This window comes from Rickettsia sp. MAE-05, from assembly GCF_057319745.1.
Window position 1 is genome coordinate 355,127 of record NZ_JBLTIO010000001.1, and the last position, 23,839, is coordinate 378,965.

Genomic DNA, 23,839 nt, shown 5'->3' on the forward strand with positions numbered 1-23,839 from the left:
ATAATAAGACATATTTTATAATTAGTCAATTTAAGAATCAAAATCAAAATCTTTACCTAGTTTAATATATTCTCTAATGCGGCTCATGAGGTTTTGAAAATATGTTAGATTATGCCAAGTCATTAACATTGAGCCAAGTATTTCACCGATTCTAACTAAATGATGCAGATAAGCTTTACTATAGTTTTTACAAGCAGGACATAGGCAATCATGCTCTAGTGGCTCATTATCATCGGCGTATTTACTATTGCGGATATTTACCGTGCCGTATTTAGTAAAAGCCTGACCGTTACGACCTGAACGTGTCGGGATTACGCAGTCAAACATATCTATACCCCTGTTAACTGCACCGATAATATCAGCAGGCTTACCGACTCCCATTAAATAGCACGGCTTATTTTGCGGCAGAAAATCAGGAGCATAATCAAGTACTTTAAACATAAGCTCCTGCCCCTCACCTACCGCAAGCCCGCCTATAGCATAACCCTCAAAATCGAGTTCTACTAAATCTTTAGCTGACTCCTCACGTAATTCTTCGTAAACACTACCTTGAATAATACCGAATTGTGCATAGCCATCTCTTTTAACAAAGGCATTACGTGATCTATTTGCCCATCTAGTCGTAAGCTGCATAGAAGTTTTAGCTTCTTCAAAGGTTGCAGGGTAAGGCGTACATTCATCAAAAGCCATAGTGATAGTACTACCGAGTAAATGTTGTATTTCGGTAGAACGCTCAGGCGTTAACATATATTTATCACCGTTAATATGAGAGCTGAAACTTACTCCCTCTTCAGTTATCTTGCGTAACTTCGATAACGACATTACCTGAAAACCGCCGGAATCGGTGAGTATAGGCTTATCCCAATTCATGAATTTATGCAAACCGCCAAAGCGTGCTATACGTTCAGCACTTGGCTGCAGCATTAAGTGGTAAGTATTGCCGAGTAATATATCTGCTCCCGTTTCAGCTACTGATTCAGGCAGCATTGCCTTAACGGTTGCTCTAGTCCCGACCGGCATAAAGGCCGGAGTACGAATCTCACCGTGTGCGGTTGTGATAATGCCGCTTCTAGCTTTTTTATTCTGATGATGAATGTTAAATGAGAATTTTGACACTGATAATCACTTATTTTTAAAAGCAATATCTTAGCATACTATAATTTATCCTGGAATATAAAAATTAAGATTAAAGGTCGCAATACTTAAAAAATGGTCATGCCTCCATATTGCAGTTACGCCTATTAAAAAGCTATACGTTCAATAAGAGTACCAATAACCTTATCATGAATATCCAATGACTTGGAAAAGCAGATTGTCTTACGTGCAAGCCTCTTGCATCTCGTTCTAAGGTTCAAGTTACTTCGTTCTATCCGTTGAGTGTATTTTTTACTGATAATATGCTTTTTAGGGTCTAATAACCTAGCATAACTCCCCCATCCATCTGTATAGTAAGGTCATGCCTCCATATTGCAGTTACGCCTATTAAAAAGCAGGTCGTGCCTCCGTATTGCAGTTTAGAGTAAATAGTCTATAATCCTCAAACAGTAATAAGAGAGAATTATAGTTAAGGAGTTATGGCAAAAATAGATGTTAAGTGTAGATATTGTAACAACACAGAAGAAGTAATAAAGTCAGGATATTCAATTTCAAAACAACAGAGATATCAATGCAAGCGGTGTAATCGATATTTTCAATTGGAGTATATTAATAATGCATCTAAGCCTGGAGTTAAGGAGCAAATAGTAGAAATGTCAATCAACGGCTCTGGAGTTAGAGATACAGTAAGAGTATTAAAAGTGGGTATCAATACAGTTATCCGTGTTTTAAAAAAATCTAGTATTAAAAACAATAAATCATTCTATCAGTACAACAGAAGTAATTATTGCTCCTGAGATAGATGAACAATGGTCTTATGTACAGAATAAATCCAGACAACGATGGCTTTGGTATGCCTTGGATAAGATTTCGTTAAAAGTAGTTGCTTATACGTTTGGTACAAGATGTGATAGCACATTAGAATCATTACTGAAAAAACTAGAGAATTTCAAGGTGACTTTTTACTATACAGATGGATGGGGGAGTTATGCTAGGTTATTAGACCCTAAAAAGCATATTATCAGTAAAAAATACACTCAACGGATAGAACGAAGTAACTTGAACCTTAGAACGAGATGCAAGAGGCTTGCACGTAAGACAATCTGCTTTTCCAAGTCATTGGATATTCATGATAAGGTTATTGGTACTCTTATTGAACGTATAGCTTTTTAATAGGCGTAACTGCAATATGGAGGCATGACCATGTTAAAGTACCTTATATAATGACCAAAGACGACGAAGAAAGCTTAAACACCTTCATACACTTGGCTAAGATAATGTAGATTTCCCAAAAATTTAAGAAAGAAGAATAACTAATTTAAGAGTGAGCTTAATGAAGCTATAAACGAATCGTGACTGTTCATTGTCACCTAGTTCGTTTGACCAGTGTTGTTTCATGGCTCAAGAAAACTGCTAGGTGTCATTCCTGCGGAAGCAGGAACCAGCATAAAGCAAGATAACCTAAGCTTTTAATTTCAAAAATTTGCTGTATTTATACTTTTTGTTTGGATTCCTGCTTTCGCAGGAATGACATAGTCACAGCGAATCTTACAAAAATTGAAACTGTATTTGTTAAGTTAAGACAGAATTATTTAAAGCTCGGTTTAGAATACCTAAACCGAGAAATAAATTACTACTTACCTAAAAGTGGATATGTAACATTTTTTAAGAATTTTCTTTTAATATAAGTACATACTAAAAATGTCAGTATGGTACTTGGAACATAGCGAATTATCGTAGGTAAATATCTTATTAAGGTCTTAGTTGAGACTAAGTCAGTAAACGGCGTACTTATGCTCTCTACTAACTCTCTACTTTTGGACCTTAAAGAATCTAGAGTACGATATCTATTTTTGTATTTTAAATAACATCTAACAGCTTCAATAACTATAGAAGATATAATAGAAATTATTCCGCTTTGCATAAGAAAATAAAATTCCATACTATCCGAACAATAACAATAATTAGCAATAATTATTAAAACTAAACCTAGAATATTAAAAAAATAGACAAATGGTTTGCCATAAGATTTCTCTTCTTGCTTAATGCTACTTTTTAATAATTCATATATTAGAGATTTTAACATTGAATTACCTATTTCATAAGAATAGCTAGCAACACGCCTGCACCAAAAGCGTAGGCGAGATTCCGCAAAGGGTGGTCACGTGTCGACTCACATAAATCCGCTACATTAGCTTTACCTTTATCTATTCCCTTATCTTTATAATGTTCCATAACGGATGATAAATTACCTAACTGCTCATCTAGAATATCTCCGGATTTACCTTTTAAATTACGTAATCTTGAAACTAAGCTTTCAATATCTTTTTTGATACCTTCGACATCTTCTTTAGCAGAGTTTGAATTTGATTCTTTCATATTTTACTCCTTTATTAGTTTAAATTTTGTTAAGCAAATTACTTTGCTTACAATTATAAGATACTCCTCTTGTAAACACTTTACAATAGCTTAAATAATAAAAAAACCGAATCTAGTTTAGATTCGGCTAAATTTAATGATTTTTTATTTCGTATTACTTCTACTTACTACCGAATGAAGAAACAATTTTATTAATTAATGATTCAATATTAATTGCTGATTGAGTATATCTTATCTCTTCATTAGCCGCTAAATTTTCATCATCATTACCAGGTACAATTGAAATATATTTACCTCCAAGTAACCCGCTGGTGACTACTTGGGCTTTAGAATCTTTAGGTATTTTAACATCATCATTAATATTTAGATATACACTTGCATAAAAGCTATTAGGATCTAAAGTAATTTTCTTTACACTACCTATTTTTATACCTGAGATCATTACGTCGCTTCCAACTGCTATACCCTCTGCACTCTGAAAATTAGCAGTTACCTGATAACCTTTTGAGCTAGTTATAGAACTACCTGTCTTGTAGGCAAAAATCAAAAATAGCAAAGCAATAATTAATACTACAAAGCCGATAATTGTTTCAATAATATTTTGTTTCATTGCTTTTTTATATTTTATTAATTAATTACGGTTGCCATCTACTATATTTAAGATTTGATGTTTTAGGCGGCTTTTTAACTATTTTATTATTCTTTTGCCACGGGAAAAGCTGAATATTTTTCGGTATCTCATTTACTAAATGATGTAACCAAGCGTGCCAACTCGGCGGAATTTTTGTAGGTTCATTTACATTCTTATAAATAACAAACCTCCTTGGACGCCCTAAATAATCAATATTACGGCTTTCATAATATTGATTCAAAAACTCATCTTCTCCTACTTTTTTATGAAAAAAAGTAATAAAAAACTTATCTATCCATGACATTTTAAAATTTCTATAGCAGTTTCTCTTCCTTGCACTGCAAGTTTATCGGCAGCAATATTACCGCTATTATTTGCATGACCTTTTACCCATTTCCAAATAATAGTATGTTTACTCAATTCTGCGTATAATTTTTGCCATAAATCGGCATTTTTAACGGGTTCATTGTTGCTTTTACACCAATTATTTTTTATCCAATTATGAATCCAAGCGGTAATTCCCTGTTGCAAATATTTACTATCGGTATAAATCTCAACATTACAAGATTTTTTTAAAATCCTTAATGCTTCAAGTGCTGCCGTAATTTCCATACGATTATTAGTCGTATCCAACTCATACCCAAATATTTCTTTGCTAGTATCATTAAATTGAAGCAAAGCTCCCCATCCTCCAGGACCAGGATTACCTGCACATGCACCATCAGTATATATAACTACTTTTGAATCCATATATGGGCATTAACTAGGTTTAGAAGAGTTACGAAACTTATCTAACATTATAACATTTGGATTTGGAGATAATGAAGTTTTATAACTTTTATTACTACTTATTTCCTCTTCATGTTGGTGATTTTCTTGTATATTTAACGACTGATTAAAAGTTAGGCTGTAATTATTATTGGAATCAACAAAGCTAATAAGTGCATCAAAAGGTACGTAAATTATTTCTTTAACACCGTCAAAACTTACCGTTAAGGAAAAACCGGTATCATTTACTATTAAATTTTCAAACTGATATTGAAGTACTATTGTTATCTGTTTTGGATATGCCTGTTTAACTTTTGAAGGTAAAATTACCGCAGGGTTATCGGTTCTGTACGATATGTATATTAACTGATCCCAATATAAATTTTCATGCTGAATCTTAGTTAGAATTTTTTTTACAAATTCTAGCATATATTCATTCACAAATTTTTTATATTCTATATTCATATGAGGAAAAATAAACAATATTACTCTGAATAAATTCAAAAGGTCAATAATATAAATTAAATTTTGTAATAAAGATGGAAACCGCTTTTCATCTTTATTACTCATTATTTTAAACTTCTTTGGAAAGGAGTATGAAATACTACTTTTCAAAGAAAAGAATCGTGTGGGGTTTTTCTGTTGCCCGGCGAACCCCCAGCCGCGTAGGCTTAAGCTGCAGCTAAATCTGGAGCACCTACATAACGATTATTATCGTTTGCGTTTCTTTGTTTTGACCCATATGACAAAAGCCATCGGCGGAATCATCCCGAGTAAAAGCAATCTTTTTATTAGGTACGTCGATCCTATTTCGCCCCCATAAAATAATGCTTATCTTTTTAAAATTGCTCTTTCATTTTATCAAGGATTCGCATACTCACGTACTAAGTGTACGCTCCGTTTGCTCACCTTTCAAAATAAAATTCAATTTTTAAAATACAAGCATTATTCGTATATTATTGTAAATATACGAAGATCAACTTCAAAAAGAGCAAGGAGTTCACAAGACGAGGAACGGAGCGTATACTTAATACGTGAGTACCGCAGTACTTGTAGAACGACGTAGCCAATTTTTGAAGTTGATCGAGTATTGGTGGAGGCGTCGGGTACTGCCCCCGAGTCCGCAACCTCTATTCTAAATTACGTTTATTACTATAGCTATATTAGCACCAAATATTATGCCTTAATTTGATTAAAATGTAAAGGTCAAATAAGAATTCTAGATTTATATTAAAAATGGACTTATAATAAATTTTTAGAATTCTAAATTAAAAACTTAATTATGCTACCAAATCTTGGAATTATCGCAGGCAGAGGTTCATTACCTTACTTAATAGCAAGTAACTATACAAAGCAAGGCGGCAAGTGTTATATAACGGCGATTAAAGACGAAGCTGATATAGATCAAATTAAAGATTTTGAATATAAGATTTTAAAAATCGGTATGGTTGGTGAAGCTATAAGATATTTTAAGGATAATGAGGTACAAAATATTATTTTTATAGGCGGAGTTAATAGACCGAATTTTAAAAATTTATCTGTAGATAAAATAGGTGGTTTATTGCTTTTCAAAATAGTTGGGCAAAAAATTCGAGGAGATGATAATTTGCTAAAAATAGTAGCGGATTTTTTTGAAAGCTACGGTTTTAAAGTAATTTCAAGTAACGAAATATATAAAAATCAACAAGGTAACTCCAATATTATAACTGATACCACCCTTACGAATTTAGATAAAAATGATATTGAGCTTGGAGTAAAATTGTTGAATCATTTAAGTTCATTCGATATTGCACAATCGGTTATAGTTGAAAATGGTTACATACTTGGTATAGAGGCTGCTGAAGGAACGGATAATTTAATAGCGAGATGTGCAGATTTGCGTAAAAAACCTTATGGAGGAGTATTAGTAAAAATACCAAAATTAGGTCAAGATACTCGCCTAGATATGCCAACAATCGGTCCTGATACTATAAAGAATCTTGCTAAATATAATTACAAAGGAGTAGCGATTCAGAAAAATAACGTAATTATAGTCGAAGAAGAATTAACTATAAAACTCGCTAATGAACATAAAATTTTTATAACAAAATGTTAGCAATAGGTATTACCGGTAGCTACGCATCGGGGAAAACTTTTATTTTGGATTATTTAGCAGAAAAAGGATATAAAACTTTTTGTGCCGATAGATGTATAAAAGAATTATATCAAGATTTAAGCGTGCAAACTCAAATCTTAAAATTACTCCCTGAACTTGAATCTTTCAATATCGGAAAAATCAGCAATTTAATCTACAATAACGACCTAGCTAGAGAAAAATTACAAAATTTTATTTACCCATTACTGATAGATAAACTCATTTTATTTAAAAAAGAAAATGCTAATTTCAAATTTGGCTTTGCCGAAATACCGTTGCTTTATGAAGCTAAATTTGATAAATATTTTGATTTTGTCGTAACAATATACTGCTCTGAAGAAATAAGAATGCAAAGAGCAATAACGAGAACTTCATTTGATATAGAGATTTATAATAAAATCAAAGAAATTCAACTATCACAAGAGAGCAAAATAGCAAAAGCAGATTTTGCTATAAATAGCGGCGTTGATATGTTAGACTTGGAAAAACAAATAGAGAAGCTAATTCTCGTCATTGCGAGGAAATTGTAAGCTTGTTGTATGGTACTTATGTCATTCCCGCGTAGGCGGGAATCTAGTTCTTTGTCATACCGCGACTTGATCACAACTGTCCGAAGTTGAAAAATAAGTAGAGTAGTGATAAAATAATTTCTATTTTTAGTAGGAGTTATATATGGTAGTAAGATATTCAGAATTGTTATCAAAAATACCGGACAGTTTATTTGAGTCAGTTGGAGCAGAATATAAGATAGATAAGGTAAACCATAAGCTTACAGGGAAGTCATTGTTTCAGATATTACTATATAATATATGCGAAGAAGATAAGATAAGTTTAAGAGTGATAGAAGAGAGTTTTGAAGAACATCAATTTACAGTATACCATAGAGGGAACATAGTACGAGCAAGCAAGAGCGGAATATCAGATAGACTTAAAGCGATTGATTATAGGTATTATGAAAGTATATTTAGTAGTTTAAGAAAGAGTATAGGGAAAGATATAGTATCAAATGAGGGAAAGAATATAGAATTATTTGATTCTACTTTGGTAACGCTGTCGAGTAAATTGTTAAAATGCGGTTTTAAGACCTCAACAGGAAGTAAGCATCAGATAAAATTTAGTGTAGGATTTGACTCTCTACCGTCTAGCGTACGTTTTGGTGATAAAGCTAGTGATAATAGTGAGGATGTAGCCCTTAAAGCCGCTATAGAAGAGGCAAGTTTATCAAAGGAAGATATAGTTGTATTTGATAGAGGGATAAGCGCACGTAAAACATTTCAAGAGTTTAAGCAAGCAGGGATAAAGTTTGTTACCCGTTTAAATGATAAGGTTAATTACAAGATAATAAAGTCTAATGAGCAAGAGGCGGAAGCAGGTTTAGAAGCAGATAGAGATTTGGATATATTAGGAGATTATATAGTAAATCTACGAAGCAGAGATATACATTGGATTAAAGAAGAATTTCGATTAATTAAAACAAAACACCGGATTAATGGGAAAGAGTTTGTATTTTTAACGAATCTAACAGAACTAAGTGCTGTTGAGATAACAGATATTTATAAGATGAGATGGGATATAGAAGTATTTTTTAAGTTTATCAAACAACACCTAAATGCTAAGCATTTTCTTTCTAGAGATATAAATGGTATTAAGGTAGTGTTTTATATAATATTAATAGCGGCTTTACTTATTCTAACTTTTAAAAAGCTAAATAATATTGATAGTTTCAAGTTAGCTAGAAAAAGATTTGTTGAACAACTACGAAGAGCTATTACTTATGATATTATACTTTTATACCAGCACGACCCATCCAAGTTCAAGAATTCCTTTGTTTTCTAGGCTTCCTCGAACTTCGGACAGTTGTGCGACTTGATCGCGGTATCCAGTCTTTGTTAGTTTTTTTCTGGACCCCGTGGTCAAGCCACGAGGTGACACCTAACGTGCTTTACCCTGGATTCTTGCTTTCGCAGGAATGACATTGAACGTTTTGCTCGAGCTACGCAACAATACCTGCTCGCAATGACGATTTTAAAAGAATAATAAAGGATTGGGAATGTCGAGTTTAAGAGAAATAATTTTAGATACCGAAACTACGGGACTTGACCCACGACAAGGTCACCGAATCGTCGAAATCGGTGCAATTGAGATGGTGAATAAGGTATTAACAGGCAGGAATTTTCATTTTTATATTAATCCTGAGCGAGATATGCCGTTTGATGCTTATAGAATTCACGGTATTTCCGGTGAGTTTTTAAAGGACAAACCTTTGTTTCATACAATAGCCGATGATTTTTTAGAATTTATCTCAGATAGCAAACTTATTATTCATAATGCTCCTTTCGACATTAAGTTTTTAAATCATGAATTATCATTATTAAAAAGAGCGGAAATCAAACTTTTAGAACTGTCCAATGCTATAGACACTCTAGTTATGGCTAGAAGTATGTTTCCAGGCTCAAAATATAATCTTGACGCATTATGTAAAAGATTTAAAGTTGATAATTCAGGTAGGCAGCTTCACGGGGCTTTGAAAGATGCGGCATTACTTGCAGAAGTATATGTGGAACTAACGGGTGGTAGACAATCCGCTTTTAAAATGGTTGATAAATCTGTCGGGATAAATAACTTAACGGTTAATCGTGTAGATGCCCCAAAAAAAGAAGCCGGTATTGTTGTTAAGCCTACAAAAGAAGAGCTACAAAAACATAAAAAGTTTCTTAGTAGTATTTTAAAAACTGCTTAGTAAAACGTCATTGTGAGGAGCCGTAGGCGACGCGGCAATCTCAGAAATTTTATATTGTTTCATGAGATTGCCAGGCTCTTTGTAGTCGCTTAGCTCATGACGATTATCAACATTCCTAAAACTTACCTATGAAAATAAACCTTGTTGTACTTATCACCTTTATAATACTCGTATCTCTAGGCTTTTGGCAGCTTAGTCGTTTAAAGGAAAAGAAATTATTTTTAGCTTCAATGCAAGCTAATCTAACTTCGCCGGCAATTAATTTAGCAGAAATTCAAGATGATTTACCTTATCACAAAGTAAAAATCACCGGTCAATTTTTACCTAATAAAGACATATATTTATACGGTAGAAGGTCAATGTCGAGTGAAAAAGACGGCTATTATTTAGTTACTCCTTTTAAAACCATAGAAGATAAAGTTATTTTAGTAGCACGAGGCTGGTTTAGTAATCGCAATAAAAATATTATCACTCAAGCTACAAACGACCAACAACATGAGATTATCGGTGTTACTATGCCGTCTGAAAAAACTCGTAGCTACTTACCTGCTAACGATATAAAAAATAATGTGTGGCTAACTTTAGATTTAAAAGAAGCATCTCAAACCTTAGAATTAAATCTAGAGAATTTTTATATTATTGCGGAAGGAAAAGATATTAGCAATCTAGATATTTTATTACCTCTTTCAATAAATCATTTAGCAGCAATCAGAAATGACCATTTAGAATATGCCCTAACTTGGTTTGGTCTTGCTGTATCTTTAATAGTGATTTATATTATTTATAGGCGTAATGTCATTTCTGTATAGGGATCAGTTTTCCGTCATTGCGAGGAAATTACGTAAGTAATTAACGAAGCAATCTCAGGATATTTAACGAGATTGCCACACAGCCTACGGCTGCTCGCAATGACGATTAGGGACGCATAGAAAAAAGAAAAAATGAGCAATCTACAACAACAAGCATCCGATCCTAATTATTCCGTTTGGGTATCCGCATCAGCAGGTACAGGTAAAACCAAAATCCTAACCGATCGGTTTTTACGTTTGTTAATAACAGGCGTAGAACCTGTAAATATTTTATGCCTTACTTTTACTAATGCTGCTTCTATAGAGATGCAAGCAAGAATTAATAGTAAACTTAAACATCTTTCTCTTTGCGATGCAGAAAAATTAGACAATGAACTCTTCTTAATGAGCGGCAATAAGCCGCTACCGCAAGAAATAGAAAATTCAAAAACTTTATATGATAAAATACTAAATAGTACTGAGCCTTTAAATATCTATACAATTCATGCGTTTTGTCAAAAAATCCTTAAAACTTTTCCTTTAGAAGCAGGTATCACACCGGAATTTAAGATTCTTGAAGAAACTAAATTACAGGATATCTTCCTAAATATCAGAAATGAAATCTACTTAAGTGATGAGCATAATGACTTAATTAAAATTTTACTTAACCGCTTTCATGAAATAACATTGCAAGATATTTTTACTGAAATAATCGAGCAGAAAATTAAATTCAAGAAGTTATTTATAAATAAGCAAATTCCTAAAGAAATATATAATAAAAGATTAGCGTTAGGGGAATTAAATAATATTTACGATAAGGTGAAAAACTTATTTGCAGAATATGATTTGGAAATAGAACCGAAAGAAATCTTTTTTACCAAAGACGGAAAAAAACGTAAAAGCTTTTTATCGAAAGAATTAATAAGAAAATATCCTAAATTATTGTTAGAGCTAGAAAAAATCACTTCTGAAATTTACCGATTAGATGAGCTGCGTCGCATAGAGGAGCTAGAATATCATACGAATTTACTTACTAAACTTGCTTATATTATTTTAAAAAAATACGATTCCTACAAGCAAGAAAATAATTTACTCGATTATGACGATTTAATTTACTACACTGAGAAATTACTGAATAATAAAACTACACATGAATGGTTGCTACATAAGCTAGAAAGTGAAATAAATCATATTTTGGTCGATGAAGCACAAGACACAAGTCCCCAGCAGTGGAATATTATCACTACTTTAATAACAGAGTTTAACGCGGCAAATAAGCCAAATAATAGTACCTTTATCGTTGGTGACGATAAACAATCGATTTTTAGCTTTCAAGGAGCGGATCTTCATAATTTTAGCTTAGTAAATGAGCAACTAAAAACAAATCTTACAAATGCTAATAAGAAGTTCAAAAATATCACGCTTGAATGCTCATATAGATCATGTGCAGAGATTTTACAATTTACTCATAATGTTTTGAAAAATATAAAATCCAATTACCCTAGTTTATTCCTTTCGGATAATCCTTTAATATCCTCATTTCGTACACATCAAGGTCTAGTGACAATTTGGCCTTTAGTAACGAGTGAAAAACAAGAAGAGCTTTTTTGGGCATTGCCTGAAGATTATAAAAATTCTAAATCCGCCGCTGATTTACTCATAGAAAAAATCATAAATTTTATACAAGAACAAATAGAAAGCAAAGAAATTTTGCCTTCTACCGCAAGCAGAATATCTGAAAAAGATTTCATGATATTAGTAAGAAAGAGAGACGAGTTTAGTAATAATCTGATAAAAGAACTTAGCAAAGCTAAGCTTAAAGTTGAGATAAGCGATAGAATTAACCTTAAGGAAAATCTAACGATAATGGATTTAATCTCGGTAGCTAAATTTGTGTTATTATCTGATGATGATTTAAACCTTGCCGGCTTACTAAAATCGCCGATTATCGGCATGAACGAAAAACAATTATACGAACTTCTTGTAAATAAAACCGATAATAGTTTATGGGATAATCTATCTGCTTGTGAAGAAATATACGCTAAGTTAAATTCCCTAATTGAAATTTATAAAATATCTACTGTTGAGAATTTCTTTGATTTAGTGGTGAATAATCTAAATTTACAAGAGATTTACGATGATGATATGATAAATGAACTATTAACATTAAGCAAAAACTATACAAATGATATAGATAATTCACTGCAAGGATTCATTGCTTGGTTTGAGAATAACGATATCTACATCAAACGTGATATAGAGCATTCAGACAAAATAAGAGTAATGACCGTCCACGGCTCTAAAGGGCTTGAAGCTCCTATCGTTATATTATGCGATTCTACTACTTTGCCGGTAAGTAGCAATAAATTTATTTGGGACGATAAAGGGGAAATGTTTTTTTCTGCTAATGCTGCGGACACACCCGCATTTTTACAAGATCTGAAAGAAGCTGAAAAATTAAAAGACTTACAGGAATATATAAGACTACTCTATGTTGCAATGACAAGAGCTAAAGACCGGCTAATTATATGCGGTTTTAGCAATAAAGCAGCCGCTCCTGAAAATTGTTGGTATGAAATAGTCAAGCAAACTTTTAATTAACAGCTGCTGGTCGTGCCTCCGTATTGCAGTTTAGAGTAAATAGTCTATAATCCTCAAACAGTAATAAGAGAGAATTATAGTTAAGGAGTTATGGCAAAAATAGATGTTAAGTGTAGATATTGTAACAACACAGAAGAAGTAATAAAGTCAGGATATTCAATTTCAAAACAACAGAGATATCAATGCAAGCGGTGTAATCGATATTTTCAATTGGAGTATATTAATAATGCATCTAAGCCTGGAGTTAAGGAGCAAATAGTAGAAATGTCAATCAACGGCTCTGGAGTTAGAGATACAGTAAGAGTATTAAAAGCGGGTATCAATACAGTTATCCGTGTTTTAAAAAAATCTAGTATTAAAAACAATAAATCATTCTATCAGTACAACAGAAGTAATTATTGCTCCTGAGATAGATGAACAATGGTCTTATGTACAGAATAAATCCAGACAACGATGGCTTTGGTATGCCTTGGATAAGATTTCGTTAAAAGTAGTTGCTTATACGTTTGGTACAAGATGTGATAGCACATTAGAATCATTACTGAAAAAACTAGAGAATTTCAAGGTGACTTTTTACTATACAGATGGATGGGGGAGTTATGCTAGGTTATTAGACCCTAAAAAGCATATTATCAGTAAAAAATACACTCAACGGATAGAACGAAGTAACTTGAACCTTAGAACGAGATGCAAGAGGCTTGCACGTAAGACAATCTGCTTTTCCAAGTCATTGGATATTCATGATAAGGTTATTGGTACTCTTATTGAACGTATAGCTTTTTAATAGGCGTAACTGCAATATGGAGGCATGACCAATCTTTTTTATTAACCTCTTGTTTTTCAGATTCGTTTAGTTTTATATTCGCTATTTCCTCTTCTAATTCCTTTTCTGTAAATAATCTTTTAAATGCAGCAAGCCATGGACCAAAAGCTGTACTTTCTAACTTTTTAAAATATTCTTTTAACTTCATAACTAATTTCCTTGTTTATATTTTCTTAGTTTAATTTATAGTACTAGTTAGAAGTAATCAAGTTATAGAGCTAAGAAAAATTAATACTTTTGTAAAAATTATATGTAGCGTAGCAATTGAAAAACAGTTTTAAAATGCTTAAAAATAATTTGACTATTTTAGAAAATTTTAATAAAATCTATTAATAAACTCAATCGATAATACCAAATATGAAAACAGCTTTTATCTTCCCCGGTCAAGGGTCGCAATTGATCGGCATGGGAAAAGATTTTTATGATAATTTTAAACCCGCCAAAGAAACTTTTCAAATCGTTGATGAAGCACTAAATCGAAAACTTACCGACATAATTTTTAACGGCACTTCCGAGGAACTAACCCTAACTACCAACGCACAGCCGGCATTAATGGCAGTATCTATGGCAATAATAAATATTATCAAAGCTGAAACCGGTAAAAGTTTGGATAGTCTTTGCGATTATGCTGCAGGTCATTCGCTAGGTGAATATAGTGCTTTATGTAGCACTGAAAGTATTAGTCTTGAGACAGCAGCAAAACTACTGCATATACGTAGTACATCTATGCAAGAAGCATGTCCCGAAGGTGAGGGAAGCATGGCAGCTTGTATCAATATTCCACTTCAAAAACTTGAAGAAATATTAGAAGATATCAACAAAATAAATTTATGCCAAATTGCTAATGATAATATCGAAGGACAAATAGTTATTAGCGGCAAGACCACAGCTATAGATCATGCTATTAGTATAATTAAAGATTTGGGCTATAAAGCGATAAAACTGAAAGTCAGTGCTCCATTTCATTGTAGCTTAATGAAGCCGGCAGAAGAAAAAATGCGAGTAGCTCTTGATAAAGCTGTAATTAATAAGCCTTTGATACCGGTAATTCAAAATTATACCGCAAAACCTACTCTAGATCCTACAGAAATCAAACAAAATTTAATTCTTCAAATATGCGGACGAGTTAGATGGCGTGAAACTTTAAAGCTATTTAATCAGCTAGACGTAACCCATATAGTAGAAATAGGTGCCGGAAGCGTATTAACAAATATGCTCCGAAAAATTAATTATCCATATAAGTTAAGTAATATAAGTAATTTAGAAGAACTACAGAATTTTTTAGATAAATTTAGCAAATAACACCTCTAATAACTTCTGATTTATAAAGTTTTTAAATTAACTTAATAATATTATTATATGAAAATTAGTTTTAGTTTTTTTAAGCAATTGCTAGAATTATTAACTAGCGATTGGCGGAGCTATTTAAATAAGGTAATAACGGAACTTGAAAAGTTAGCTTTAACAGATACTAATGATAAAAATTGCTCTTATTAAAGGATACATTAAAGAAGGTGAGTATCCATGGTATGTTGTTCCTTTTGATAAAAAAGATAATGCAAGTTTACTACTTACCAATATTCACATGCTAGAGCTTGATTACCTAAATCAAAATACGGTAAAAGCAGTAAAAAATATGCTGCAAAATAATTTCAAAGATATATATAATCCAGCAATTTATATTAGTGCTAATTATGAAGAACCTATAATTAAAAACTATACAATAACAGATAAAATAGCGAAAGGTAAAATTATTACATTTGAAGATTTAAATATTAAATATGAAGCACACACGAATGAAGAGTTAACATATATAGATGATATAGTAAATGATATTAGAAAACTAGATACCGATCTAGTAGCAGAACTATCAAAGATTATAAAATTTATTCACCAATTTTATTTTGTAGATTCTGCTATTACTCAGTGTACAATCATTTTTATTGCTGCCTATTTTGAAGAACTACAAAATTTTCGTCAAAATTTAGATAATCTCAACTTTATAGTACCGCTACAAAAATATAATCCTGAATGCCAACCAAAAAACTATAAGAACTTTATAAATATCGAAGCAATAACTTGGAATAGGTTTTTGGTTAAATATCAAAAATTATTTGAATAATCTTAGCGAAGAACATTCAGAAATATTATTTAGTATTTGCAGTGATAATGAGGAGTTTATAAAATTATTAATTTCGGACTATTGTCACTTGAGTTTAAGCAAACAAAGCAAAATTGTGGAGTACTTAATAGATAAATATAAAGAGGATGCTAAATCTATTTATCCCACAGCCGTACAACTTTTTAATATTTGTGATGATAAAGATGTTTTGGTAAGGTTTATAACAGCAAGCTCTTATAATCTTAGCCTACAAAAACGAGTCGAAATTATAGAGCACCTAATAGGTAGATATAAAAACGATACCAAATCTATTTATTATATAACCGAGCAACTTTTTAATATTTGTAACGATGACACAACTATTGAAACTATAGAAATAGAGGCTAAACATTTCTATAAATATATCAAACATTTCCGTAGTTGGGATAGCTTACCTCCTTATTGGTGTACGAACTTTAAATGACTACCACCTAGTTATGATAAGAAAGCTTTGATTATGGGCGATTCTATAACGCTAGAAAGTGATTATATTTAGTTAGAAAAATTATAAAATAACTCTAGAAATTTTGCTTATTAGATGATATAAAGTAAAGCCATAACCGGAGAGATGGCCGAGTGGCCGAAGGCGGCGGTTTGCTAAACCGTTATACGGGTCATACCGTATCGAGGGTTCGAATCCCTCTCTCTCCGCCAGCTCTATGCTCTTTTATTTTCTTTATAATGCTTAGTATATTTATCTAGTAACATCCTAATCATTTTTTGATAAGGAACATGTGCAGTTGCTGCTTCTGATTTAAAGAATTCTACGCTCTCTTTACTTAAAGAAATGGTTACTTTTACAGAATCATCTTTTAACAACAGTTCTCTAGGATGTGGTAAGAAATCTTTTACTATTTTTACTTCCCCTATTTCCCCATCAGTGTATTTTATTCTCTTGCTCATAAATTCTCTTACCTTTACGCCAGTATCCTGCTCCAAAAATTCTTATATGATTACCTCGAAACATAAAACGGTCATGCTTTACTGATAATATGCTTTTTAGGGTCTAATAACCTAGCATAACTCCCCCATCCATCTGTATAGTAAAAAGTCACCTTGAAATTCTCTAGTTTTTTCAGTAATGATTCTAATGTGCTATCACATCTTGTACCAAACGTATAAGCAACTACTTTTAACGAAATCTTATCCAAGGCATACCAAAGCCATCGTTGTCTGGATTTATTCTGTACATAAGACCATTGTTCATCTATCTCAGGAGCAATAATTACTTCTGTTGTACTGATAGAATGATTTATTGTTTTTAATACTAGATTTTTTAAAACACGGATAACTGTATTGATACCCGCTTTTAATACTCTTACTGTATCTCTAACTCCAGAGCCGTTGATTGACATTTCTACTATTTGCTCCTTAACTCCAGGCTTAGATGCATTATTAATATACTCCAATTGAAAATATCGATTACACCGCTTGCATTGATATCTCTGTTGTTTTGAAATTGAATATCCTGACTTTATTACTTCTTCTGTGTTGTTACAATATCTACACTTAACATCTATTTTTGCCATAACTCCTTAACTATAATTCTCTCTTATTACTGTTTGAGGATTATAGACTATTTACTCTAAACTGCAATACGGAGGCACGACCATAATATAGAAGAAGCAGAAAATTATTGGGAGAGTTACGAACCAGAAACATTCTCTAACTCTTCTGCATTCCATGAGTTTATAAGTACAATAACGCACTGTAATGATGCATTATTAGGTTGTAGTGATATTAAATCAGATATATATTATAATAAACTGTAGTTACTTTCAATAGCAAATCACGAAAATAGGTATGAGACTGTTAACAGTCTCATAATCAAATGCACATTTAAACCGATTCAACACACATAGCCATACCCATACCGCCACCGATACATAAAGTGACTAAGCCTTTTTTAGCTTTAGCTCTTCGCAAGCTGTGTATCAGAGTTATAAGAACTCGTCCGCCGCTTGCTCCGATCGGATGCCCGATTGCTATTGCACCGCCATTTATGTTAACCTTATCCATATCCCATTTCATTTCACGGTTTACATAAATACTTTGAGCAGCAAACGCCTCATTAACCTCGATAACTTCCAAATCCTTAACGCTCCAACCTGCTTTACTTAAAGCCTTTTGGGAGGCAGGAACGGGGGCAGTACCCATAATACTTGGATCAACACCGGCTGAAGCATAAGAAACAATCCGAGCTAGCGGCATCAAATTATGCTTTTTCAAAGCTTCTTCGGAAACTACCATAAGACATGCCGCACCGTCATTAATTGAGGAAGCATTACCGGCAGTAACTACACCGTTTTTATCAAAAGCAGGACGTAATTTACTTAAGATTTCAAGGCTGGTATCAGGTCTTACCGTTTCATCATGTTCAAACAAACTAGTAGTTTTTTTAATCGTTACTTCAATAGGTAAGATTTCATCTTTAAAAATTCCTGCTAGCTGTGCTTTAGCTGCTTTTTTATGAGAGCTTAAGGCGAATTCGTCCTGCTCTTGTCTGCTAATATTAAACTGTTTTGAGATATTTTCGGCAGTAATTCCCATAAATACTCCTGAAAATACATCAGTTAGTCCGTCATACTGCATTAGATCAACCATTTTAATATCACCGAATTTAGCTCCTGCTCTGATATAACTACCGTGCATACCGAGCGACATATTCTCCTGCCCACCTGCTATAACTATTTCATTATCACCAGTCATAATCGAATTTGCTGCAAGTGCTACGCTTTTAAGACCTGAGCCGCATACTTTATTAATCGTATAGCCAGGCACTTCTTTCGGTATCCCCGCATGAATCAGAGTTTGCCGTGCCGGATTCTGCCCGCTACCGCCTGTTATTACTTGTCCAACTATTACCTCATTTACCAAAGCAGGATCGATTTTGCTATTTTGCAGTATATCCTTTATTAAATTAGCAGCAAGCATTGGTGCAGGCGTCGTACTAAGGCTACCCATAAACGAACCGAAAGCCGTTCTTTTCGCATGAGTTATATAAACCGGTTTTGTCATAATGTGTACTCCTGAAATAATTTATTTACTTATATTGAAAGTAGTAATATAATATATTTACCATATAATTTAAAAATGTAAACTTTTAATTATGTATATAGATACTTTAAATATTTCGCCCAAAGGTCAAATTATATTACCAAAAAAAATTCGTAACATTTTAAAAACAAATGTGATTTCTTTGGAAATTAACGACAATAATCAAATATTGCTTTCACCCTTACGGGATCTTAGTGGTTCTCTTTCCGATTATAAGAAAAACACAACTCTTTCTTTTCAAGAGATTAGAGAACAAGCTTGGCAGGAAAATACTATAAAATCTAGAGTCCTAAAATGAAACATATTTGTGATACTAATTTTATTGTACGGTATTTATTAGCCGATAACCATGATATGTTAGTAAAGACTAAAGAAATATTTGATAAAGCAAAAACAGGCGAAATAACTGTTATAATAGAGCAAGCTGTTTTTACAGAAGTAATATTTGTACTTACCTCTTTTTACAAAGCTCCTAAAAATAAAATTTGTGATATATTAACTGAATTACTAAGCTATAAGGGTATAAATTGTTATAATAAAGAAACTATTCTTCTTGCCTTAAAATATTATCAAGAACTAAATATACATATAGTAGATTGCTTACTACTTGCTAATGCTAAAAAACATGATACTTCCGTATTAACTTTTGATAAAAAACTTATTTCTTATGTCACCAATAAAGATTTGTATTAATACTCCTTAAGCAACTCACCTAATTTATCATTTATCAAATAGCTAATATGTCCGCCTTTTACTTCTATAAGCTTAGAATTTTTTAATAATTTTTGCAAAGGTAAAATGGAAGATTTAGGCACTATTTGATCATCTTCAGCTGCTACTATATATACAGGACAATCAATTAAACTCGGATCAATAATAAAATTATCGATTTTCCATTTAAGATTTATAAACATATTTTCATCTAATATATTTTGCATAATTTGATTATAAACCCCTTTAGATATATTATTACCCGACATAAGCCAATTTTCTATTCTAAATGCTAATTCCTGCTCCTTATCGCAAGTTATAGAGAAAAATTTTTTTAATTTAGCATTAAAATAGTCAGGAAATAACAGAAAAAATAAAATTTGAATATGAATTTTAGGAATTATCGGTAAATTTTCTATTCCACTATCTAGTTTTAAATATCGATGCAACATTCTTATATAGAAAAAATGAGAAAAATCCCAAGGACAAGTAAGTAAAGTTAGGGTTTTAACTTTTTTAGGCACTATTATTTTTGTAGCTATCGCAAGGTTACCACCGATACAATGACCTATTAAATTAATGTCCTTAATTTTCAAACTATCTATTACTTCAATTATTTTATGCACATAGTCATCTAGTAAATATTTAGGTTCCTCAATTTCTAGCCAATCTATTAAATAAACTTCCCCGTAGTTTCTTAAATTTTCGATAAAGCTTTTATCACGAGCTAGAAAAAATATTTCCGGTGAGTTGAAGATGGAAGGGGTGATTAGGAAGGTATTGTCATCCCGTGGCTTGTCCACGGGATCCAACATAAAGCGAGATAAATCGAGCTTTTTGTATTTTTTATTACTGGATCCCGTGGACAAGCCACAGGATGACACCGAGTAATACAATATCCTATAATGCTCTGTTTGCCTTACTATTTTGCCTGATTCTAAATATTTATTACCTAAATTATGCGTCCTTATATAATTATTATAGAGATCAAAATATTCTTGATATTTATCGTTACTTTGCATTGTAAATATATTATTTTATGGTAATAATCCTTGACAAAAGACTAAATACATTATATAAGTTTCAGCACCTTCAGAGTGTAACAAACAGTATATCATCTCTAAAATTTTAGAGGAAATATCTTTTCATAAAATCTTGAAGTGCTTAAGTTTTTTTTTTGTCCTTAGGGATTTATAATGCTAAGTACCTCATCACGATCGTTTAAAAGCAAATTCAGAGCAGCATTTTGGCCTGTGCATAATTACGAACTCGGAAAGTTTATTCCGATGAGTGCCTTAATGTTTTGTATCTTATTTAATCAAAATATTTTACGAATCTTAAAAGATAGTATTCTAATCTCTGAAATCAGTGCAGAGATAGCAGGTTTTGCTAAAGTTTATTGTGTTACACCTGCTGCAGCTTTATTCGTGATTATTTACGCTAAAATGATTAATCACCTTACTTTTGAAAAAATCTTTTATTATTTAAGTGCATTTTTCATCAGCTTTTTTGTTTTATTTGCTTTTGTAATCTATCCTAATATCCATGTTTTTCACGTACATCCCGATAAGTTAGCTGACTGGATGGGACGCTATCCTCATTTTAAGTGGTATATCTCATTGGTAGGTAACTGGGGTTATATAGTATATTATAGCCTTGCCGAGCTTTGGCCTAATATTTTTTACGTATTATTATTTTGGCAGTTTGCTAATGAACTTACTACTACCGAAGAAGCAAAAAGATTTTATACTCTCTTTTCGCTATTTGGCAACTCTTCTTTAATATTAGTCGGCTTTTTAATGATGAATCTATCATCGGAAGATACTATTATTAAGAAGTTTATGAGTATTTCGGATAGTAAAATCACTTTAGTTCAAGTATCCACGACAATTGTAGCAATTGTTGCTATTGTTTGTTGCGTGCTAGTTAGATTTATTAGCAAGAACGTTTTCACTAACCCGTTATTTTATGCTAAAGCAAAAAGCGGTAGATCAACTTCAGAACGTATGGGACTGATTAAAAGCTTTAAATATATTGCGAAATCAAAATATTTATGGCTACTTTTAATTTGTTCTGCAGCTTTCGGATTTGCTATTAACTTAGTCGAAGCCGTATGGAAAGCAAAAATTAAGGAATTATATCCGACTGTAAATACCTATGCTGAATTTAACAGTCTGTATATACTGTGGACGGGCGTTGCAATAATGGTTATGACCATCATCGGTAATAACGTTATGCGTATGCACAACTGGTTTGTAGCAGCAGTTATTTCACCGGTTATAATAATGGTGACCGGCATTTTGTTCTTTGTACTGATCGTATTTGATCAACAAATTTTATCATTATTTGATGGAGCAATTTTAATGTCACCGCTTGCTCTTGCCGTTTCGATCGGCGGTATTCAAAATATTTTAGCTAAAGGTACTAAATATTCTATATGGGATACTTCTAGAGAAATGTTATATATACCGCTTGATGATGAACTTAAAACCAAAGGCAAAGCAGCAGTTGACGTAATAAGTGCGAAAGTCGGCAAATCTTCTAGCGGTCTTGTACAATCTATTATCTTTACCTTAGTTCCGACTGCTACTTTTACCTCAATCTCACCGATTCTAATGGTGGTATTTACTTTTGTATGCTTAGCGTGGATTTATGCAGTAAGGAAAATATATTTTGAATATCAAAAAATAGCATAATGATATTGTTGTGTGGTTCTCAATGTCATTCCCGCGTAGGCGTAGTGGATATTAAATCGTCATTGCGAGCAGCCGTAGGCTGCGTGGCAATCTCATGAACCTTATACTACTTACCTTATGAGATTGCCACGTCGATGCTACGCATCTCCTCGCAATGACGTCCCTAATATCCGTACAACAATGCCCTTTTCAGCTAGAAATCTTACAGCATAAAACTATCGATTTTACTATGAATCAATCTCTCCTAAAGCTTTAGTATCTATATTATCTAAGAAAACCTCAAAATCCTTTAAAATATTTTCAACATCTTTTAAGATAGGATCAAATTCGTCTTTACTTTGAGAAGAAGGCGGTTTAAATGAGGTTAGAACAACTTTTTCACTCTTTATAAAATTATGAGACTGTTCATTAAGTTTAATAGTAACAACTTCACCGGCTAGAGAGTTTGCATATTCACTCTCATTAATTGGCTTTGGATGCGTAATTTTGAGGTTTTTTGGAGTGTTAGTTTCCTTATTCTTACTACGGAATGAAAAAATTCTAGATAATGGCATTTGATTTATATTTTATTTAAAAAATGCCATTATAGAGAAGTAATTTATATTTAACAAGCAGGATGGTTAGGTTCTGTGCACTTTTGATTAATGATTATAATTATAAGATATTTTTAAGCGAAAATTAATAAGATTTTTGTCGGAATAGTTATTCATATTTCAAAAAAATCTTATAATTTGCAGCTAAAAAGAGCTATAATTATGATTATTCTATTAAAAGTGTACAGAACCTCAGTTTTATAAACTTTTCTATCATTCTAGTAACGGAACGTTCTAGCTCAATTTCTAATTTTGAATAATCAGAAAAGTTAAACCATTTAAGTTCATTCGATTCGTTATTTTTTATAAAATTATCATTATTTACTGTTTTTAGTAAAAATCGTACATCATAGTGATAATGAGCAGGCTCCTTATGAGTTTGCGGAATATAATGGGTGTCTATATCAAAAATTTCCTTATTTATCGTTTTAATCTCATTAATTCCGGATTCTTCTATAGCTTCTTTAACCGCTACATTTAATATATTACTATCTCCATCACAATGACCGCCTGGTTGAAGCCATTTATCAAGCTTTCTATGGTGCATCAATAAAAATTTCGTTTTATCATTATTAAGTAAAAAAGCTGGTCGTGCCTCCGTATTGCAGTTTAGAGTAAATAGTCTATAATCCTCAAACAGTAATAAGAGAGAATTATAGTTA

The 23,839-nt window shown here is 32.2% G+C and carries 27 protein-coding genes, 1 tRNA gene, 1 other RNA gene and 3 pseudogenes; 16 read left to right on the top strand and 16 right to left on the bottom strand.

Features of this window, described 5'->3' with window-relative positions:
• Nucleotides 1-30 precede the first annotated feature (30 nt).
• Both tgt and ACNFN7_RS02115 read right to left on the bottom strand, forming a co-directional pair.
• Nucleotides 31-1,116 (bottom strand): tRNA guanosine(34) transglycosylase Tgt, encoded by a 1,086-nt coding sequence (gene tgt / locus ACNFN7_RS02110; protein WP_485440639.1) that lies wholly within the window; start codon nt 1,114-1,116, stop codon nt 31-33.
• Between the two features lie 125 nt (nt 1,117-1,241).
• Nucleotides 1,242-1,436 (bottom strand): annotated as a pseudogene (locus tag ACNFN7_RS02115) (IS1 family transposase); the annotation flags it as partial.
• A 138-nt stretch (nt 1,437-1,574) separates the two neighbouring features.
• Here ACNFN7_RS02115 and ACNFN7_RS02120 point away from each other — a divergent pair.
• Nucleotides 1,575-2,268, top strand: a pseudogene (locus ACNFN7_RS02120) (IS1 family transposase).
• Between the two features lie 460 nt (nt 2,269-2,728).
• Here the strand turns inward: ACNFN7_RS02120 and ACNFN7_RS02125 are convergent.
• The 7 genes from ACNFN7_RS02125 to ssrA all read right to left on the bottom strand — a co-directional run bounded on the left by ACNFN7_RS02125 (nt 2,729) and on the right by ssrA (nt 6,081).
• Nucleotides 2,729-3,181 (bottom strand): hypothetical protein, encoded by a 453-nt coding sequence (locus ACNFN7_RS02125; RefSeq protein WP_485440640.1) that lies wholly within the window; start codon nt 3,179-3,181, stop codon nt 2,729-2,731.
• An 8-nt stretch (nt 3,182-3,189) separates the two neighbouring features.
• Nucleotides 3,190-3,474, bottom strand: a complete 285-nt coding sequence (locus ACNFN7_RS02130; RefSeq protein ID WP_410527710.1) for a hypothetical protein — start codon at nt 3,472-3,474, stop codon at nt 3,190-3,192.
• A gap of 160 nt (nt 3,475-3,634) precedes the next feature.
• On the bottom strand, nt 3,635-4,084 hold the full coding sequence (gene mlaD / locus ACNFN7_RS02135; RefSeq protein WP_023507540.1) for an outer membrane lipid asymmetry maintenance protein MlaD: 450 nt from the start codon (nt 4,082-4,084) through the stop codon (nt 3,635-3,637).
• 25 nt (nt 4,085-4,109) lie between these two features.
• The gene (locus ACNFN7_RS02140) at nt 4,110-4,409 is read right to left on the bottom strand and encodes an NADH-ubiquinone oxidoreductase subunit NDUFA12 family protein (RefSeq protein ID WP_011270533.1); all 300 of its coding nucleotides are present in this window, start codon (nt 4,407-4,409) and stop codon (nt 4,110-4,112) included.
• Entirely contained in the window at nt 4,397-4,855 is a 459-nt protein-coding gene (gene rnhA, locus ACNFN7_RS02145) for a ribonuclease HI (RefSeq protein ID WP_485440641.1), read from the bottom strand. Before rnhA ends, ACNFN7_RS02140 begins: the two co-directional genes overlap by 13 nt.
• Before the next feature lie 9 nt (nt 4,856-4,864).
• Nucleotides 4,865-5,338, bottom strand: a complete 474-nt coding sequence (locus ACNFN7_RS02150) for a ClpXP protease specificity-enhancing factor SspB (protein ID WP_485440872.1) — start codon at nt 5,336-5,338, stop codon at nt 4,865-4,867.
• Between the two features lie 162 nt (nt 5,339-5,500).
• Nucleotides 5,501-6,081: a transfer-messenger RNA gene (ssrA, locus tag ACNFN7_RS02155) on the bottom strand.
• Nucleotides 6,082-6,155: 74 nt separating this feature from the next.
• Between ssrA and ACNFN7_RS02160 the strand changes: the two genes are divergently transcribed.
• From ACNFN7_RS02160 to ACNFN7_RS02190, 7 genes and pseudogenes are all read left to right on the top strand, one after another.
• Nucleotides 6,156-6,968 (top strand): LpxI family protein, encoded by an 813-nt coding sequence (locus ACNFN7_RS02160; protein WP_485440642.1) that lies wholly within the window; start codon nt 6,156-6,158, stop codon nt 6,966-6,968.
• Nucleotides 6,962-7,537: a dephospho-CoA kinase gene (gene coaE / locus ACNFN7_RS02165; RefSeq protein ID WP_485440643.1), complete on the top strand. Its 576-nt coding sequence runs from the start codon at nt 6,962-6,964 to the stop codon at nt 7,535-7,537. Before ACNFN7_RS02160 ends, coaE begins: the two co-directional genes overlap by 7 nt.
• A 142-nt stretch (nt 7,538-7,679) precedes the next feature.
• Complete coding sequence (locus ACNFN7_RS02170) at nt 7,680-8,843, top strand: IS4 family transposase (protein ID WP_485440459.1); 1,164 nt, start codon at nt 7,680-7,682, stop codon at nt 8,841-8,843.
• A gap of 214 nt (nt 8,844-9,057) precedes the next feature.
• Nucleotides 9,058-9,747, top strand: a complete 690-nt coding sequence (dnaQ, locus tag ACNFN7_RS02175) for a DNA polymerase III subunit epsilon (protein ID WP_485440644.1) — start codon at nt 9,058-9,060, stop codon at nt 9,745-9,747.
• 128 nt (nt 9,748-9,875) lie between these two features.
• Nucleotides 9,876-10,556: an SURF1 family protein gene (locus ACNFN7_RS02180; RefSeq protein WP_485440645.1), complete on the top strand. Its 681-nt coding sequence runs from the start codon at nt 9,876-9,878 to the stop codon at nt 10,554-10,556.
• A gap of 132 nt (nt 10,557-10,688) precedes the next feature.
• Nucleotides 10,689-13,136, top strand: a complete 2,448-nt coding sequence (locus tag ACNFN7_RS02185) for a UvrD-helicase domain-containing protein (protein WP_485440646.1) — start codon at nt 10,689-10,691, stop codon at nt 13,134-13,136.
• A gap of 90 nt (nt 13,137-13,226) precedes the next feature.
• Nucleotides 13,227-13,920, top strand: a pseudogene (locus ACNFN7_RS02190) (IS1 family transposase).
• On the opposite strand, the gene ACNFN7_RS02195 reads toward ACNFN7_RS02190, so the two are convergent.
• Nucleotides 13,898-14,107, bottom strand: coding sequence for a hypothetical protein (locus ACNFN7_RS02195; protein ID WP_485440891.1), 210 nt, complete (start codon nt 14,105-14,107; stop codon nt 13,898-13,900). The pseudogene ACNFN7_RS02190 and the gene ACNFN7_RS02195 overlap by 23 nt on opposite strands.
• A gap of 209 nt (nt 14,108-14,316) precedes the next feature.
• On the opposite strand from ACNFN7_RS02195, the gene fabD reads away from it, so the two are divergent.
• The 5 genes from fabD (at nt 14,317) to ACNFN7_RS02220 (ending at nt 16,774) form a co-directional block, all read left to right on the top strand.
• Complete coding sequence (gene fabD / locus ACNFN7_RS02200; protein ID WP_485440647.1) at nt 14,317-15,261, top strand: ACP S-malonyltransferase; 945 nt, start codon at nt 14,317-14,319, stop codon at nt 15,259-15,261.
• A 57-nt stretch (nt 15,262-15,318) separates the two neighbouring features.
• Complete coding sequence (locus ACNFN7_RS02205) at nt 15,319-15,456, top strand: hypothetical protein (RefSeq protein ID WP_485440648.1); 138 nt, start codon at nt 15,319-15,321, stop codon at nt 15,454-15,456.
• Nucleotides 15,434-16,081 carry a hypothetical protein gene (locus tag ACNFN7_RS02210; protein WP_485440649.1) on the top strand — a complete coding sequence of 216 codons (648 nt, stop codon included), beginning with the start codon at nt 15,434-15,436 and terminating at the stop codon, nt 16,079-16,081. Before ACNFN7_RS02205 ends, ACNFN7_RS02210 begins: the two co-directional genes overlap by 23 nt.
• Nucleotides 16,074-16,544 (top strand): hypothetical protein, encoded by a 471-nt coding sequence (locus ACNFN7_RS02215; protein WP_485440650.1) that lies wholly within the window; start codon nt 16,074-16,076, stop codon nt 16,542-16,544. Before ACNFN7_RS02210 ends, ACNFN7_RS02215 begins: the two co-directional genes overlap by 8 nt.
• A 138-nt stretch (nt 16,545-16,682) precedes the next feature.
• Nucleotides 16,683-16,774: transfer RNA gene (locus tag ACNFN7_RS02220), tRNA-Ser, on the top strand.
• A gap of 3 nt (nt 16,775-16,777) precedes the next feature.
• Here the strand turns inward: ACNFN7_RS02220 and ACNFN7_RS02225 are convergent.
• The 3 genes from ACNFN7_RS02225 to ACNFN7_RS02235 all read right to left on the bottom strand — a co-directional run bounded on the left by ACNFN7_RS02225 (nt 16,778) and on the right by ACNFN7_RS02235 (nt 19,138).
• Nucleotides 16,778-17,023 carry a CopG family transcriptional regulator gene (locus tag ACNFN7_RS02225; RefSeq protein ID WP_045812941.1) on the bottom strand — a complete coding sequence of 82 codons (246 nt, stop codon included), beginning with the start codon at nt 17,021-17,023 and terminating at the stop codon, nt 16,778-16,780.
• A 71-nt stretch (nt 17,024-17,094) separates the two neighbouring features.
• Entirely contained in the window at nt 17,095-17,649 is a 555-nt protein-coding gene (locus ACNFN7_RS02230) for an IS1 family transposase (RefSeq protein ID WP_485440651.1), read from the bottom strand.
• A gap of 310 nt (nt 17,650-17,959) precedes the next feature.
• Complete coding sequence (locus tag ACNFN7_RS02235) at nt 17,960-19,138, bottom strand: acetyl-CoA C-acetyltransferase (protein WP_485440652.1); 1,179 nt, start codon at nt 19,136-19,138, stop codon at nt 17,960-17,962.
• Nucleotides 19,139-19,229: 91 nt separating this feature from the next.
• On the opposite strand from ACNFN7_RS02235, the gene ACNFN7_RS02240 reads away from it, so the two are divergent.
• Complete coding sequence (locus ACNFN7_RS02240) at nt 19,230-19,475, top strand: AbrB/MazE/SpoVT family DNA-binding domain-containing protein (RefSeq protein WP_485440653.1); 246 nt, start codon at nt 19,230-19,232, stop codon at nt 19,473-19,475.
• A complete protein-coding gene (locus ACNFN7_RS02245; protein WP_485440654.1) occupies nt 19,472-19,870 on the top strand; it encodes a type II toxin-antitoxin system VapC family toxin in 399 nt (132 codons plus the stop codon). The genes ACNFN7_RS02240 and ACNFN7_RS02245 overlap by 4 nt, the downstream gene beginning before the upstream one ends.
• Here the strand turns inward: ACNFN7_RS02245 and ACNFN7_RS02250 are convergent.
• Entirely contained in the window at nt 19,867-20,910 is a 1,044-nt protein-coding gene (locus tag ACNFN7_RS02250) for an alpha/beta fold hydrolase (RefSeq protein ID WP_485440655.1), read from the bottom strand. The two genes, ACNFN7_RS02245 and ACNFN7_RS02250, sit on opposite strands and share 4 nt — an antisense overlap.
• A gap of 174 nt (nt 20,911-21,084) precedes the next feature.
• Here ACNFN7_RS02250 and tlc5 point away from each other — a divergent pair, with 174 nt between their 5' ends.
• Nucleotides 21,085-22,584 (top strand): GTP/GDP exchange transporter Tlc5, encoded by a 1,500-nt coding sequence (gene tlc5 / locus ACNFN7_RS02255; protein ID WP_485440656.1) that lies wholly within the window; start codon nt 21,085-21,087, stop codon nt 22,582-22,584.
• Nucleotides 22,585-22,811: 227 nt separating this feature from the next.
• On the opposite strand, the gene ACNFN7_RS02260 is transcribed toward tlc5, so the two are convergent.
• Both ACNFN7_RS02260 and ACNFN7_RS02265 read right to left on the bottom strand, forming a co-directional pair.
• Nucleotides 22,812-23,138: a hypothetical protein gene (locus tag ACNFN7_RS02260; RefSeq protein ID WP_485440657.1), complete on the bottom strand. Its 327-nt coding sequence runs from the start codon at nt 23,136-23,138 to the stop codon at nt 22,812-22,814.
• Nucleotides 23,139-23,343: 205 nt separating this feature from the next.
• A complete protein-coding gene (locus ACNFN7_RS02265; protein WP_485440873.1) occupies nt 23,344-23,817 on the bottom strand; it encodes an NUDIX hydrolase in 474 nt (157 codons plus the stop codon).
• Between the last annotated feature and the right edge of the window lie 22 nt (nt 23,818-23,839).

Bases quoted from the DNA above. Each gene is read 5' to 3' on its own strand.
- ACNFN7_RS02205 (WP_485440648.1), top strand. From the start codon at position 15,319: ATGAAAATTAGTTTTAGTTTTTTTAAGCAATTGCTAGAATTATTAACT.
- dnaQ (WP_485440644.1), top strand. From the start codon at position 9,058: ATGTCGAGTTTAAGAGAAATAATTTTAGATACCGAAACTACGGGACTT.
- ACNFN7_RS02230 (WP_485440651.1), bottom strand. From the start codon at position 17,649: ATGGCAAAAATAGATGTTAAGTGTAGATATTGTAACAACACAGAAGAA.
- fabD (WP_485440647.1), top strand. From the start codon at position 14,317: ATGAAAACAGCTTTTATCTTCCCCGGTCAAGGGTCGCAATTGATCGGC.
- ACNFN7_RS02180 (WP_485440645.1), top strand. From the start codon at position 9,876: ATGAAAATAAACCTTGTTGTACTTATCACCTTTATAATACTCGTATCT.
- coaE (WP_485440643.1), top strand. From the start codon at position 6,962: ATGTTAGCAATAGGTATTACCGGTAGCTACGCATCGGGGAAAACTTTT.
- ACNFN7_RS02125 (WP_485440640.1), bottom strand. From the start codon at position 3,181: ATGTTAAAATCTCTAATATATGAATTATTAAAAAGTAGCATTAAGCAA.
- tlc5 (WP_485440656.1), top strand. From the start codon at position 21,085: ATGCTAAGTACCTCATCACGATCGTTTAAAAGCAAATTCAGAGCAGCA.
- ACNFN7_RS02245 (WP_485440654.1), top strand. From the start codon at position 19,472: ATGAAACATATTTGTGATACTAATTTTATTGTACGGTATTTATTAGCC.
- ACNFN7_RS02170 (WP_485440459.1), top strand. From the start codon at position 7,680: ATGGTAGTAAGATATTCAGAATTGTTATCAAAAATACCGGACAGTTTA.
- ACNFN7_RS02250 (WP_485440655.1), bottom strand. From the start codon at position 20,910: ATGCAAAGTAACGATAAATATCAAGAATATTTTGATCTCTATAATAAT.
- ACNFN7_RS02195 (WP_485440891.1), bottom strand. From the start codon at position 14,107: ATGAAGTTAAAAGAATATTTTAAAAAGTTAGAAAGTACAGCTTTTGGT.
- mlaD (WP_023507540.1), bottom strand. From the start codon at position 4,084: ATGAAACAAAATATTATTGAAACAATTATCGGCTTTGTAGTATTAATT.
- ACNFN7_RS02150 (WP_485440872.1), bottom strand. From the start codon at position 5,338: ATGAATATAGAATATAAAAAATTTGTGAATGAATATATGCTAGAATTT.
- ACNFN7_RS02260 (WP_485440657.1), bottom strand. From the start codon at position 23,138: ATGCCATTATCTAGAATTTTTTCATTCCGTAGTAAGAATAAGGAAACT.
- ACNFN7_RS02160 (WP_485440642.1), top strand. From the start codon at position 6,156: ATGCTACCAAATCTTGGAATTATCGCAGGCAGAGGTTCATTACCTTAC.
- rnhA (WP_485440641.1), bottom strand. From the start codon at position 4,855: ATGGATTCAAAAGTAGTTATATATACTGATGGTGCATGTGCAGGTAAT.
- ACNFN7_RS02140 (WP_011270533.1), bottom strand. From the start codon at position 4,409: ATGTCATGGATAGATAAGTTTTTTATTACTTTTTTTCATAAAAAAGTA.
- ACNFN7_RS02185 (WP_485440646.1), top strand. From the start codon at position 10,689: ATGAGCAATCTACAACAACAAGCATCCGATCCTAATTATTCCGTTTGG.
- ACNFN7_RS02210 (WP_485440649.1), top strand. From the start codon at position 15,434: ATGATAAAAATTGCTCTTATTAAAGGATACATTAAAGAAGGTGAGTAT.
- ACNFN7_RS02130 (WP_410527710.1), bottom strand. From the start codon at position 3,474: ATGAAAGAATCAAATTCAAACTCTGCTAAAGAAGATGTCGAAGGTATC.
- ACNFN7_RS02235 (WP_485440652.1), bottom strand. From the start codon at position 19,138: ATGACAAAACCGGTTTATATAACTCATGCGAAAAGAACGGCTTTCGGT.
- ACNFN7_RS02240 (WP_485440653.1), top strand. From the start codon at position 19,230: ATGTATATAGATACTTTAAATATTTCGCCCAAAGGTCAAATTATATTA.
- ACNFN7_RS02225 (WP_045812941.1), bottom strand. From the start codon at position 17,023: ATGAGCAAGAGAATAAAATACACTGATGGGGAAATAGGGGAAGTAAAA.